This is a genomic window from Sphingomonas sp. ACRSK (assembly GCF_022346685.1).
Taxonomy (GTDB): domain Bacteria; phylum Pseudomonadota; class Alphaproteobacteria; order Sphingomonadales; family Sphingomonadaceae; genus Sphingomonas; species Sphingomonas molluscorum.
In genome coordinates, this window is record NZ_JAKRNR010000001.1 from 65,865 (window position 1) to 78,751 (window position 12,887).

14 protein-coding genes and 1 tRNA gene are annotated in these 12,887 nt (G+C 68.9%); 6 read left to right on the top strand and 9 right to left on the bottom strand.

Features of this window, described 5'->3' with window-relative positions:
- Window positions 1–109 precede the first annotated feature (109 nt).
- Window positions 110–904 (top strand): MJ0042-type zinc finger domain-containing protein, encoded by a 795-nt coding sequence (locus MHZ35_RS00355; RefSeq protein ID WP_239433878.1) that lies wholly within the window; start codon window positions 110–112, stop codon window positions 902–904.
- On the opposite strand, the gene MHZ35_RS00360 is transcribed toward MHZ35_RS00355, so the two are convergent.
- Window positions 901–2,304, bottom strand: coding sequence for an MATE family efflux transporter (locus tag MHZ35_RS00360; RefSeq protein ID WP_446740997.1), 1,404 nt, complete (start codon window positions 2,302–2,304; stop codon window positions 901–903). The two genes, MHZ35_RS00355 and MHZ35_RS00360, sit on opposite strands and share 4 nt — an antisense overlap.
- Before the next feature lie 208 nt (window positions 2,305–2,512).
- Here MHZ35_RS00360 and MHZ35_RS00365 point away from each other — a divergent pair.
- A tRNA-Leu gene (locus MHZ35_RS00365) sits at window positions 2,513–2,599 on the top strand.
- Window positions 2,600–2,776: 177 nt separating this feature from the next.
- On the opposite strand, the gene MHZ35_RS00370 is transcribed toward MHZ35_RS00365, so the two are convergent.
- From MHZ35_RS00370 to crtY, 4 genes are read right to left on the bottom strand one after another with little or no spacing between them, the layout of a single operon-like run.
- A complete protein-coding gene (locus tag MHZ35_RS00370) occupies window positions 2,777–3,742 on the bottom strand; it encodes a phytoene/squalene synthase family protein (protein WP_239433879.1) in 966 nt (321 codons plus the stop codon).
- Between the two features lie 4 nt (window positions 3,743–3,746).
- Complete coding sequence (locus tag MHZ35_RS00375; protein ID WP_239433880.1) at window positions 3,747–4,328, bottom strand: LOG family protein; 582 nt, start codon at window positions 4,326–4,328, stop codon at window positions 3,747–3,749.
- Window positions 4,329–4,363: 35 nt separating this feature from the next.
- Window positions 4,364–5,842, bottom strand: coding sequence for a phytoene desaturase (locus tag MHZ35_RS00380; protein ID WP_239433881.1), 1,479 nt, complete (start codon window positions 5,840–5,842; stop codon window positions 4,364–4,366).
- Complete coding sequence (gene crtY, locus MHZ35_RS00385) at window positions 5,839–7,020, bottom strand: lycopene beta-cyclase CrtY (RefSeq protein ID WP_239433882.1); 1,182 nt, start codon at window positions 7,018–7,020, stop codon at window positions 5,839–5,841. The genes MHZ35_RS00380 and crtY overlap by 4 nt, the downstream gene beginning before the upstream one ends.
- 83 nt (window positions 7,021–7,103) lie before the next feature.
- Between crtY and MHZ35_RS00390 the strand changes: the two genes are divergently transcribed.
- The 3 genes from MHZ35_RS00390 to MHZ35_RS00400 all read left to right on the top strand — a co-directional run bounded on the left by MHZ35_RS00390 (window position 7,104) and on the right by MHZ35_RS00400 (window position 9,226).
- The gene (locus MHZ35_RS00390; protein WP_239433883.1) at window positions 7,104–7,928 is read left to right on the top strand and encodes a sterol desaturase family protein; all 825 of its coding nucleotides are present in this window, start codon (window positions 7,104–7,106) and stop codon (window positions 7,926–7,928) included.
- Window positions 7,891–8,283: a DUF2141 domain-containing protein gene (locus tag MHZ35_RS00395; protein WP_342453491.1), complete on the top strand. Its 393-nt coding sequence runs from the start codon at window positions 7,891–7,893 to the stop codon at window positions 8,281–8,283. The genes MHZ35_RS00390 and MHZ35_RS00395 overlap by 38 nt, the downstream gene beginning before the upstream one ends.
- Before the next feature lie 70 nt (window positions 8,284–8,353).
- On the top strand, window positions 8,354–9,226 hold the full coding sequence (locus tag MHZ35_RS00400) for a MipA/OmpV family protein (RefSeq protein WP_239433885.1): 873 nt from the start codon (window positions 8,354–8,356) through the stop codon (window positions 9,224–9,226).
- Window positions 9,227–9,289: 63 nt separating this feature from the next.
- Here MHZ35_RS00400 and nth read toward each other — a convergent pair whose 3' ends face one another.
- The 3 genes from nth to MHZ35_RS00415 form a co-directional block, all read right to left on the bottom strand.
- Window positions 9,290–9,955 (bottom strand): endonuclease III, encoded by a 666-nt coding sequence (gene nth / locus MHZ35_RS00405; RefSeq protein WP_239433886.1) that lies wholly within the window; start codon window positions 9,953–9,955, stop codon window positions 9,290–9,292.
- The gene (dapB, locus tag MHZ35_RS00410) at window positions 9,952–10,680 is read right to left on the bottom strand and encodes a 4-hydroxy-tetrahydrodipicolinate reductase (RefSeq protein WP_239433887.1); all 729 of its coding nucleotides are present in this window, start codon (window positions 10,678–10,680) and stop codon (window positions 9,952–9,954) included. The genes nth and dapB overlap by 4 nt, the downstream gene beginning before the upstream one ends.
- 130 nt (window positions 10,681–10,810) lie before the next feature.
- A complete protein-coding gene (locus MHZ35_RS00415) occupies window positions 10,811–11,137 on the bottom strand; it encodes a hypothetical protein (RefSeq protein WP_239433888.1) in 327 nt (108 codons plus the stop codon).
- Between the two features lie 123 nt (window positions 11,138–11,260).
- Here MHZ35_RS00415 and MHZ35_RS00420 point away from each other — a divergent pair, with 123 nt between their 5' ends.
- Complete coding sequence (locus MHZ35_RS00420) at window positions 11,261–11,965, top strand: NAD-dependent deacylase (protein WP_239433889.1); 705 nt, start codon at window positions 11,261–11,263, stop codon at window positions 11,963–11,965.
- Window positions 11,966–11,968: 3 nt separating this feature from the next.
- Here the strand turns inward: MHZ35_RS00420 and era are convergent, their stop codons facing one another.
- Window positions 11,969–12,871 carry a GTPase Era gene (gene era, locus MHZ35_RS00425; RefSeq protein ID WP_132882871.1) on the bottom strand — a complete coding sequence of 301 codons (903 nt, stop codon included), beginning with the start codon at window positions 12,869–12,871 and terminating at the stop codon, window positions 11,969–11,971.
- Window positions 12,872–12,887 lie beyond the last annotated feature (16 nt).

Sequence of the window (12,887 nt, forward strand, 5' to 3'; positions counted from 1 at the left end):
CATCGCACAGCCGCCGGACCTGCTCAAGCGGGGGACGCTGCTGCACCCTTGCCAGCACGGGTTTCCGCATGCTTAGGATCGCTATGCCCAGATCGGAATTGCCGCGTCGATGATCCTCGAGTGCACCCAATGCCACATGCGCTATGTGGTGCCCGACCATGCGATCGGGCCCGACGGACGCACCGTCCGCTGCGCAAGCTGCAAGCACAGCTGGTTCCAGCGTCCACCGCTGTTGGACTTGGGCGCGGCGGAGGCAATCCCCGCGCAGGAGCCCGCACCGGCCGCGGCAGCGTCTCCCCCGATGGCCGAGCCGGTTGTCGCGCCGACACCGGCATCGCCGGCCGCACCGGCTGCGCAAACGACACCGCCCGCCGCCGTCCAGCCCTCGCACCGCTATGTCGATCCAGAGGGCGAGCGCGCCGAGCGCGGTGAGCCGCGCCGCTACGACGCCTTTGCGCCGCGTCCGCCGTTCCGCCCGCGCCGCAATCCGTTCCGCCGCTGGACCGCGGCCGCCGTCGCCGCGAGCGTCGCGATGCTCATCGGCATCGCCGCCATCCTTTATCTCGGCACGCCCGGCATCGCTGCCAAGGTCGGCCTGCCGATTGGCAAGATCGAAACGCCGCTGCTGTTCGCCGACAAGCAGATCGAGCGCCGCAACCTGTCGAGCGGCAACGAGCTGTTCGCCATTTCCGGCAAGGTCGTGAACCCCACCGGCGAGCGGCAACGCGTGCCCGACATCCGCGTCGACCTGAAGGACCAGCAGGAGCGCGTCGTCTACAGCTGGACGATCACGCCGTCGCAGCGGGATCTGGGGCCCAGCGGCACCATCCTGTTCAACTCGGCCAAGCTCGACGTGCCGGCGAACTCCAAGATGCTCGAACTCAGCTTCGTGAACGGCCTCTAGGCACTGGCGCCGGGCCGCGGTAGCCCGGAAACCTTGCCCATCCGGCGCGCGAGCTGTGCCAGCCGCGCGCCATGGAGCAGCGCCGCCACCAGCATGCCGAGGCCCGATGCCCAGGCGAGCGCCAGCGGGCCGACGCCCGCCCCGACCAACAGCCAGCCCGCGCCGCCGGTAACCACGAAGAAGGCGAGGATGCTGTTGGCGCCCGCCATCACCTGATCGCCCAGCGCCCGCAGCGTATAGACCAGCACCACCTGCACCCCGTCGAACAGGATGAAGGGCGCCCAGCGCAGCAGCATGGCGCCCGCCAGCAGGTGCACGTCGGCAGTCGCGGGGAACAGGCCGGTGATCCAGCCCGCGGACAAGAGCAGCACCAGCGCGAGCAGCCCGGTCGCGGCGGCGGCCAGGACGGCAGCGACCACGCCCCGCTGGATCGCACGGTGCGGCACGCCCTCTCCCACACCGTTGCCGGCGCGCACGCCTGCAGCCGAGCCCAGCCCCAGCGCCACGGCGAAAGTGACGTTGTGGATCGAGAACACGATCTGGAAGGCGTGCGCCGTCTCGGTGCCGAGCTGGGTCGAAAGGCCGATCAGCACCGCGAACCCGACCAGCTCCAGCCCGGAGGCGATCGCCGGCACCAGGCCGAAGCCCAGCAGCGCGCGCACGCCCGACCAGCGCGGCGCCGCCTCCCCGCGCCAGCGGCCGACGTGGCGCACCGCCCTGTCCGGCAGCCGCAGCACGCACGCGAGCAGGACGATCGCCCCGATCGCCGATGCGATCGCGGTGGCCGCCGCCGCGCCGACCGCGCCCAGTGCCGGCAGCCCCAGATGCCCACCGACCAGCGCCCAGGCGAGCAGCGCGTTGATCGGCAGCACGCCCAGGTTCACCGCCGTCACCAGCCGCGGACGGCTGATACCCTCCAGGAAGAAGCTCGTCGCGATGGTGAGCAGCTGGAAGGGATAGGCAAAGGCCATGGCGCGCACCACCGCCGCCGCTGCCGGCGCTAGAGCGGGCGAGACCCCGAGCAGGCGCAACAAGGGCTCGGCGAAGGCGAGCAGTACGCCGCCGCTGGCGAGGCCGAGCAGCAGCGCCGCCACCAGCCCCTCGTGCAGCACCCGGCCGGTTGCTGGCAGGTCGCGGGCACCATCCGCGCGGGCGGCGAACACCAGCACGCCCGACAGCCAGCCGAGCACCACGACGATGCCGACGAAGGTCAGCGAGCGGCTCGCCCCCAGCGCGGCCACCTCTTCCGTGCCCGCCAGACCGACGACGACCACGTCCGTCACGTGGAGCAGCGTCCAGTTGAGGCTGGTGAGCATCACCGGCCAGGCCAGCGCCAGCAGCCGGCGAACCTCGGAATGCGGCGAGGGAGCATCAAGAGCGGCAGCGGGGATCGGGGACACGGAGATACTCGACGGTAAGAGGCGACGAAGAGAGCCCTAGCGGTGGGTTCGGCAAAGCGGAACGCCCGGCATCCCGCCGGCACGCGTCAAAAAAGGGCTCCGGCGCACCATCCGCCGCAGGAAAATCGCGAAGTCGGTTGCATGCCGCCGAATCGACTGCTAGGGGCGCTCGCCTACCAGCCGGGGGTTCTCCCCACGGTGTTCATGTGCGGTCGTGGCGGAACTGGTAGACGCGCAACGTTGAGGTCGTTGTGGCCGAAAGGCCGTGGAAGTTCGAGTCTTCTCGACCGCACCACAACTGCTCCGGTTCCCAGGCTTCGGCCGGGAGCCGGAGGCGGTTACCCCTCCCAAGACAAGCATCGTCAACCTGGCGGAAGTCAGATCCAGCGTGACGTGCGAAGCCGCTGATGCAGCGGCTGGAGGCAAGCCCGCGTGGCTGCCGGTCGTAGCCCTCAGCCTGCGAGCCGCCCCTTCACCCGTGCCGAGGCCGCGTCCACAGCTCCGGATCGCGCGGCGTTCGTGGATAGCGCTTCGCCCGCCCCTGCGCGGCTGAAAAGGCCCGTGCGATCGCGGCGATCTTCTGCGGCTTGGAGGTGGTCACGCGGTGATCCCAGGCATGCTCGCCGCGTGCCCTGACGGCGCGCCCGATCCCGCCATAGATGTCGGCCGCCGCCAGCACCGCCCAGGCGGCGCGAAACGGCAGCGCCGGCGTGCCTTCGCGCGCACTTGCCTCATAGCGCTCGGCCTGGTCGGTCAGCCGCCGCGCGAGCATCGCGATCCGCGGCCGAAGGTGCGGCTTCATATGCTCGCCCGGTGGCGCGTCGATCTCGACCAGCCACGCCACCGGCAGGTAGCAGCGCCCCGCAGCCGCATCCTCCGCCAGGTCGCGCGCGATGTTGGACAGCTGGAACGCGATGCCGAGGTCGCACGCACGGTCGAGCGTGTCCTGATCGGCCGGATCGACCCCCATCACCACCGCCATCAGGCAGCCGATGGCGCCGGCGACATGGTAGCAATAGCGGTAGAGGTCGTCCTCGCTGCGCGGGCGCCACTCCTCGGCATCGAGCGCAAAGCCCGCGATCACGTCGTGCACCAGCGCGTGCGGCAGCCGGGCTTCGGCAGCCACGATCCGCATCGCGTCGAACGCTGGATCGCCGACCCATTCGCCGGCCAGCGCGGCGTTCGTCTTGGCAGTAATCTCCGCCAGCCGCTCGGGCGCGTCGGCAACCGCCGTCATGCCATGGCCGAGCTCCTGCCCGTCGGCGAGGTCGTCGCACGCCCGCGCCCAGGCATAGAGCAGCCACGCGCGCTCGCGGGTGCGCCGGTCGAACAGCCGGCTCGCCGCGGCGAAGCTCTTCGACCCCGCCGCGATCGTCTCCCGCGCGGTCGCGACGATCGCATCGCGGCTCGGGCGATCGGCATGCACCGCGGCGGTCATGAAGCTAGAGCTCGCTGCTCGACATCGAGAAGATCGGCCGCGCGACCTTGTGCCCGGCCATGCGATCGAGCAGCGAATCGAGCTGGTCGTCGATCAGCAGGATGTCGCGGTGCATCGGCCGCAGGAAGCCGACCTCGGCCATCTTGTCCACGAACGCGATCAGCCCGTCGTAATAGCCCGCGACGTTGAGCAGCCCCACCGGCTTGCTGTGATAGCCGAGCTGTGCCCAGCTCATCGCCTCCCACAGCTCGTCCATGGTGCCGGTGCCCCCGGGAATGGTGACGAAGCCGTCCGACAGGTCGGTGAAGGCCTGCTTGCGCTGGTGCATCGTCTCGACGACGTGAAGTTCGGTGCAGCCGCGGTGTGCGACCTCGGCATTGACCAGCGCGGTCGGGATCACGCCGATCACCTCGCCGCCCGCCTCCAGCGCGCCGTCCGCCACCGCGCCCATCAGGCCGAGGCGGCCGCCGCCATAGACGACGCCGATGCCGCGTTCCGCCAGCGTGCGGCCGACGAAGCGCGCATTGTCGATGTAGACGGGGTCCGACGGGGTCGCCGAACCGCAATAGATGGCCAGTCGCTTCACGTAATTTGTCCTTGGAATGTCGACGCAGCCGCGGGTCAGCGGCCGCGTTCCAGCATCAACGAGGCGGTCGCCTTCGCACTTCCCACCACACCCGGGATGCCGGCGCCGGGATGCGTGCCCGCCCCCACGAAATAGAGGTTGGGAATATGGTCGTCGCGGTTGTGCGCGCGGAAGAAGGCGCTCTGCGTCAGGATCGGCTCGAGCGAGAAGGCCGAGCCCAGATGCGCGTTGAGGTCCTTTGCGAAATCGGGCGGCGCATAGCTGAACTTGGTGACGATCCGATCGTGGATGTCGGGGATCAGCCGGCGGCCGACCTCGTCCAGGATCCGCTTCTCGTACATGGGGCCGATGGTGTCCCAGTCGATCGGCAGCTTGCCCATGTGCGGCACCGGCGCCAGCGCGTAGAAGGTGGAATGCCCCTCCGGCGCCAGGCTCGGATCGGTGACGGTCGGGTGGTGCAGGTAGAGCGAGAAATCCTCCGACAGCACGCCATGGTCGTAGATATCGGACAGCAGCCCCTGATAGCGCGGGCCGAACAGGATCATGTGGTGCGGGATGCCCGGCCACGTGCCCTTGATCCCGAAATGCACCAGGAACAGCGACGGCGAGAAGCGCTTCTTCTCCAGCCGTGCCGTCGTCCGGCGTGCACTGCGGGAGTTGCGCAGCAGGTCCTTGTAGCTGTGCATCAGGTCGGCGTTGCTCGCCACCGCGTCCGACGCGATGCGCTTGCCACTGCGGGTGACGACGCCGGTCGCATGGTCCCCCAGCGTCTCGATCTCGGTCACCGGATCGCCTAGGATCAGCGTGCCGCCCAGCCGCTCGAACAAGGCGACCATGCCCGACACCAGCTGGTTGGTACCGCCCTTGGCGAACCAGACGCCGCCGTCGCGCTCCAGCTTGTGGATCAGCGCATAGATGGCGCTGGTTGTGCTCGGGTTGCCACCGACCAGCAACGTGTGAAAACTCAGCGCCTGGCGCAGCTTCTCGTTCTTCACGAAGGTGGAGACCATCGCATAGACCGAGCGCCACGCCTGGTATTTCGCCAGCGCCGGCGCCGCCTTCAACATCGATCGGAAGTCGAGGAACGGCTTGGCGCCGAGCTTCACATAGCCTTCCTCGTACACGCCCTTGGCGTATTCCAGGAAGCGCGCGTAGCCGTCGACGTCCTGCGGATCGAGCTTGGCGATCTCCGAGCGCAGCGACACATCGTCGTTCGAATAGTCGAAGTTGGTGCCGTCAGCCCAATTGAGCCGGTAGAAGGGCGTCACCGGCTCCAGCGTCACGTCCCACGCCATCTCGTGGCCCGACAGCTGCCACAGCTCGCGCAGGCAGTCGGGATCGGTGATCACCGTGGGGCCTGCGTCGAAGGTGAAGCCGTCGCGCTCGAACACATAGGACCGGCCGCCGGCCTTTTCGCGGCCCTCGATCAGCGTCGTCTCGACCCCGGCCGATTGCAGGCGAATGGCGAGCGCCAAGCCGCCGAATCCTGCGCCGATCACCGTTGCCGTTCTCAAGTCCGTTTCTCCCGGCCGCCAGCCTGCATGTCCCAAATCGCCCGTATCGCGCGTGCCACCGGGACCGGCGGCTTGCCGGCGAGCACACGCACCTTGTCGGCCCAGCTCGACCGTCCGGCATAGAAGCGCCCGATCAGTCCCGCGTCCAGCCGATAGAATCGCTCCAGCACGCGATAGCGCGCCTCAGGCTTCGCTGCCCTGAACAACATGGCGGTAAGCATGCGGTAGAATCCCCGCGCACGCCATGTCGTGCGCGCAAGGCCGTGCGTCAACTCGGCGAGGCCTGCGGCGGACAGATCGCGCGCGCCTGCGATCGCCGCCGCCGTCCGCACCGCGTCGGGCAGGGAATAGCCGGTCAGCGGGTGGAACAGCCCGGATCGCATGCCCGCCTTCGCGACCGGCGGGGTGGAGTTCCAATAGGCGTCGAAATCCCCCCCGAACGCGACCGGCAGCACCCCGCGCTCCTCCCGCGCCACCTCGGCAATGCGCCAGCCCTGCGCCTCGGCATAGGCGCGGATGCGCTGCCGCAGCGCCGCCGCATCGATCTCGGGACCATCGCTGTAATAGGTGTCCTCGACGAACATCCGGTCGGCGCCGAGCGGCAGGCAATAGACGAAGCGGTAGCCGTCGAGCTGTTCGACGCGCGCGTCCATCACGGTCGGCCGCGTGCGCCCGTGCGGCTGTTCGAGCACCAGCTCCTGCCCGACGAACTTCTGCCATCCGCATTGAAGGCGCGACAAGTCGCCGGGGCCGCGGCAGTCGATAACGCCCTTGGCCTCGATCCGGGTGCCATCGTCCAGCACCACGCCCGTCGCACCGGCCTCCACTACGCGCCGGCCGGTGAGCAGCGCGTCGTCGGACAGGGTCGCGCGCAGCACCGCATCCAACTGCTCCGATTCCACGCTGTTGTAGGTGGCGTCGAGCGTGCGGCGGTGGTTTGGAAAAGCGACGTCATAGCCCTGCCAGCGATGGCCCACGACCGGCTCGATGATCCAGCGATGGGCCGCCGCAACATCGCTGTCGAAGAAGGACCAGAGGTGATTGCCGCCGAACCGCTCGCCCGTCTCCACCAGCCGCAGCGACAGCTCCGGGCGACGCTCGGCGAGCGCCAGCGCGATCAGCCCTCCGGCAAGTCCCCCGCCCAGGATCGCCAGGTCGCAGTGATGATGGGTCGGCATGCCCCTCGCCTAGCGGAGCTTGCCGAGCGGCGAAAGGGCAGTGCGCCATGGCGCCGGGCCGACGGAACCGCTAAAGCCCGCCCATGTCCGTCGCCCTCGCCATCCTGCTGTCCGCGCTTGCGATGACCGCGATCGTGGGCGTGCGCTACCTGCTCGCGTCCGGCGGCTTCGCGTTCGCGACGCGGCTGCGCCAGCCGGGGCTCTACCAGGGACTCGACCGGCAGATCGTGAAGGAGATCCGCTGGAGCCTGATCTCCGCCGCCATCTATGGCATCCCGGCCGGCGTCGTCGCCTGGGGCTGGCAGAACCGCGGCTGGACCCGGATCTACGCCGACGTGCACGACCGGCCCTTGTGGTGGCTGCCGCTGTCGGTGCTGCTCTATCTCTTCCTCCACGACACCTGGTTCTATTGGAGCCACCGTTGGATGCACCGGCCGCGCGTGTTCCGGGTGGCGCATGCGGTCCACCACGCCAGCCGGCCACCGACGGCCTGGGCGGCGATGGCGTTCCACCCGATCGAGGCGCTGACCGGCGCCTTCGTCATCCCGCTGCTGGTGTTCCTGATCCCGATCCATGTCGGGGCGCTGGGCGTGGTGCTGACGGTGATGACAGTGATGGGCGTCACCAACCACATGGGGTGGGAGATTTTCCCGCGCGCGGTCTGGGCCGGGCCGCTCGGCGGCTGGCTCATCACCGCCAGCCATCACCAGCGCCACCACCAGCGCTACGGCTGCAATTTCGGCCTCTACTTCCGCTTCTGGGACCGCCTGTGCGGCACCGATGACGGACTCGGCAGCTTTGGAAAGAACAGGAATGATCAAGCAGGCGTGCGCAACAGCGATACGGTTCGGCTGGGGCGCAGCGGCACTGGTGCTGCTGACGGGAGCCACGCCGACCACGGAGCTTGAAGTCACGTTCAATCAGTTGCGCTCTTCGAAGGGCATGATCCGGCTGTGCGTGACCGCGAACCCGAAAAGCTTCCCCGGCTGTGCCAAGGACGCGCATGCCGTCACCCGCTCCGTCCCCGCCGCCGAGCATGTGATCCGCGTGCAAGGGCTTGTGCCGGGCACCTATGCGCTCTCGGTGATCCACGACGAGAACGGCAACGGCAAGCTCGACACCTTTGCCGGTATCCCGCGCGAGGGCTTCGGCTTTTCCAACAATCCGAGCCTCGGCTTCGGACCGCCGCGCTTCACCGCCGCGCAGTTCGCGCTGTCAGGTGATGCCGATCGGCAACAGGTAAAGATCCGTTATCTGTTTTGAGCGGAACCGCGGGAGCCAAGGGTGTTGCGCGGCGTTACGCTCCAGCAACATTCCATAAAGGCACCCGTCCTTGACTACGATCTTCCGCACCGCCTCTGCCGCGCTGGTGCTTTCGCTTTCTGCCCTCGGCTCCACTCCTGCACTGGCGCAGGACGGCGATTCCACCACCATCCACAACAACGATGACGGCAGCGACTACGCCGTGCTCGGGTTGGGCGGCGCCATCCTGACGGACTATGAGGGTTCCGACGACTACAGCTTTACGCCGGTCCCGATCGGCATCGGCCGAGTTTCGGGCTTCAACTTCCTGCTCGCGGGCAACCGGCTGAGCGTCGACCTGATTGCCGATAACTTCGGCCCCGGCCTCGATTTCCAGGCAGGCCCCGTCGCCGCGCTGAACTTCAACCGTAGCAGCACCAAGAGCATCGACGACGAGCGCATCAAGGCGCTCGGCAAGCGCAAGACCGCGCTCGAAGTCGGTGGCTATCTCGGCATCGGCCAGACCGGCGTCTTCACCAGCGAGTTCGATCGTCTCTCCGCCTCCGTCAGCTATCGCAAGGGCGTGACCGGGGCGCACTCCGCCGGCATCTTCACGCCGACCGTCACCTACATGACGCCGCTCAGCACCAAGTCCGTCGTGAGCGTCTTCGTCGCGGCCGAGCGCGCGGAAAAGGGGTATGCCCAGAGCTACTTCGGCATCAATCCGCAGCAGAGCGAGGATAGCGGCCTGCCCGTCTACAACGCGCGCGGCGGCTGGAAGAACTGGACGCTGGGCGGCGCCGGTGCCGTGTCGCTGACCGGCAACCTGCGCAACGGCCTGCAGGCGTTCGGCGGCGTCGTCTATCGCCGCATGCTCAACGACTTCGCCGAAAGCCCCGTGACCAGCATCGCGGGCGACCGCGATCAGTGGCTGGGCTCGGTGGGCCTCGCCTACAGCTTCTAACGCGCTTGGGAGAGCCCCGGCTGCCGGTCCGCAAGGGCCGGCAGCCGTGTGGGGCTCGGCAGTTCAGACGCCAGGGGCGGCCTTGCGGGCCGCGGGCGGCGGTGTCTTGGGCTTATAGGCGCACAGATCCGCCACCGGGCAGCGCCAGCATTCCGGGGTCCGCGCCTTGCACACATAGCGGCCGTGCAGGATCAGCCAGTGGTGCGCGTGCAGCCGAAACGGCTGCGGCGTCACCCGGTCGAGCACCAGTTCCACCGCCAGCGGCGTCTTGCCCTTGGCCAGGCCCGTGCGGTTGCCGACCCGGAAGATGTGGGTGTCGACGGCGAACGTCTCCGCCCCGAACGCGACGTTCATCACGACGTTTGCGGTCTTGCGCCCCACGCCGGGCAGCTTCTCCAGCGCCTCGCGGCTCGCCGGCACCTTCCCGCCATGCTCGGCGATCAGCGCCTCAGACAGCGCGATCACATTCTTGGCCTTGGTGTTGAACAGGCCGATGGTCTTGATGTGCTCCTTCAGCCCCGCCTCGCCGAGCGCCACCATCTTCTCCGGCGTGTCGACCTCGGCAAACAGCCGGCGCGTCGCTTTGTTGACGCCGGCGTCGGTCGCCTGCGCCGAGAGCACGACTGCCACCAGCAGGGTGAAGTCGTTGACCGATTCGAGTTCGGTCTCGGGGTGCGGATTGGCTTCGGCCAGCCGCCGATAGAACTCGAAAACGTCGGTCCGCTTCAAAGGCCCAGCACCGCGTCCATGCTGTAGCGCCCCGGCGCCTGCTGCACGAGCCACTGCGCCGCCTTCACCGCGCCACGCGCAAAGATCGCGCGGTCGTCGGCGCGATGGCCCAGCTCGATCCGCTCGCCTTCGCCCGCAAAGATCACCTGGTGGTCGCCCACCACGCGCCCGCCGCGTAGCGCCGCGAACCCGATCGTGCCCTGCGCCCGTGCGCCGACCAGCCCGGCGCGGCCGACGACGGCCACGTCCGACAGCTCGACGCCCATGCCCTCGGCCGCGGCCTCGCCCAGCATCAGCGCCGTGCCCGATGGCGCATCCACCTTCATGCGGTGGTGCATCTCGACGATCTCGATGTCCCAGTCGGAACCGAGCCGCTCGGCCGCCTCCCGCACCAGACGCGACAGCAGCGCCACGCCGAGCGACGTGTTGCCGGTCTGCAGGATCGGGATCTCCTCGGCGGCCTGGTCGATCAGCGCATGTTGCGCGCGCGACAAGCCGGTGGTGCCGATCAGGATCGGGGTCGCCGTAGCGCGGGCGGCGGCGATATGGGCATCGACGGCAACGGCTGCGGAGAAGTCGACCAGGACGTCGGCCCTGCGCGCGATGCCCTCCGAATTCTCGCCGGCATCGGCGCCACCGGCCAGCGTCGCGCCCAGCTCCGGGATGACGGCGGCGATGGCCTGTCCCATGCGGCCCAGCCGCCCATAGATGCCGATGCTTGCCATTCTGCTCCGCCTTGCCGTGCCCGGCGGCCCAACGCGCGTCGGGAGCACCGGCTCCCCGCCTCGACGACCGGTCCGCGGCTCATGGCAGAAAGCCGCCGCCCCCGACAAGCGGAAGCGACAGCGAAACGGATCAGGCGGCGACGTGCGCGACCGGTGCCTCGGCGTATTTCGGATCTTGGGGATTGAACTCGGGGAACGGCGTGAACAGGCGCGAGGTCAGCGCGACGCCGTTCAGCCCGGCGAGCTTGAACGTGCCGAGCTTCGCCACCTTGGGCGCGCCGCCGGCACGCTCCACGGTAACCGCATCGACGTGCAGGTCGCCATGCTTGGTCCACAGCATGTGGGGGGCCAGCAGCATGTCCATGTTGTTGTACACCACCGAGACGCAGATGCGCTGCATCATTGCGAAGCGCAGGATGTCGCTGATGCTCGCGCGGTCTTCTTGGGCGTCACTCACGGGGGTGGAACGGGCTAGTTCGAGCATTTGTTGCATTGCGGCACGCAGCTAGTCGTACGCCGCCACCGCTTCAAGCGTGTTTGTGGATTGGCGGCTGTCCCGTCCCGGGGCTAGATCCTCCCCATGCACGCCGTCCGCAACTTCGTCGTCCTCACCGGCGCCGGCCTCTCCGCCGAAAGCGGCCTCGCGACCTTCCGCGGCCCCGGCGGCCTGTGGGAAGGGCATCGTGTCGAGGACGTGTGCACGCCCGAGGCGCTGGCGCAGGATCCGGCACTGGTGCACCGCTTCTATGATCTACGGCGGGCCGCGCTCAACACGGTGGAGCCCAACCCCGCGCACCAGGCCCTAGCGCGCCTGGATGCCGCATGGGCGGGCGAGTTGCTGATCGTCACCCAGAACGTCGACGACTTGCACGAGCGCGCCGGTGCGCAACGGCTGCTGCACATGCACGGCGCGCTGCGCTCCGCCCTGTGCGCGGCGTGCGGCACCCGCATGCCGCATACCGGCTCCCTGCCTCCGGGCACCGCCTGCCCGGCATGCGGCGCGCCGGCGCTGCGCCCGGACATCGTCTTCTTCGGGGAGATGCCCTACGACATGGATCGCATCGAGGCGGCGCTTGCGGACGCCGACCTGTTCGTCTCGATCGGCACTTCCGGCGCGGTCTATCCCGCCGCCGGCTTCGTCCAGATGGCCGCGCACTTCGGCGCCGCTACCCTGGAACTCAACCTCGAACCCTCGGCCGGCAGCCATTGGTTCGAGGAAAGCCGCCTCGGCCCGGCGACGCGGCTGGTGCCGGAGTGGGTCGAGGAAGTGCTCGCCGGACGCTGAGCCTCACTCCACCCAGTCGAGGCCGATGTCGCGATAGAGGGTGCGGTCCTCCTCCCAATCGGGCTTCACCTTGACGTGGAGGTAGAGGTGGACGCGCACGCCCATCAGCGTCTGGAGCTCGGCTCGCGCCTTGGCGCCGATTTCCTTGATGCGGGCCCCGCCCTTGCCCAGCACGATCGCGCGCTGGCTCTCGCGCCCGACCAGGATCTGCTGGTGGATCTCGACCGACCCGTCCTCGCGCTCCTTGTAGAGCTCGGTGTCGACCGCGATCGCATAGGGGAGCTCGGCATGGAGCTGGTGGTAGATCTGCTCGCGGGTCATCTCCGCCGCCAGCATCCGGTCGGTCGCGTCGGAGACCTGGTCCTCCGGGAAGTGCCACGGCCCTTCCGGCATGCGCGCCGCAAGCGCAGCCTTGAGCTCCGGCACGCCGTCGCCGGTCTGGGCGCTCACGAAAAAGGTCTCGTCGAAGCCCATCTGTTCGTTCAGGCGCGCGGCATGCGTCAGCAGGCGCGGCTTGTCCGCGATGTCGACCTTGTTGAGGATCAGCAGCTTTGGCTCGCGACGGTGGGCGAGCCGCTCGGCGATGTCCGTCACCTTGGGGCCGAGGCCGCCCTTGGCATCCACCACGAAGGCGATCGCGTCCGCACCTTCGGCGCCTTCCCAGGCGGCCGCGACCATGGCGCGGTCGAGCCGGCGGCGCGGGTCGAAGATGCCGGGCGTGTCGACCAGCAGCAGCTGCGTGTCGCCTTCGATGGCGATGCCCATCAGGCGGGTGCGCGTGGTCTGTGCCTTGGCGCTGGTGATCGCGACCTTCTGGCCGACCATCGCGTTGACGAGCGTCGACTTGCCCGCGTTGGGGGCGCCGACCACGGCAACGAGGCCACAGCGTTGGGTGGAGGGATTCATATGCGAGCCTAAATGC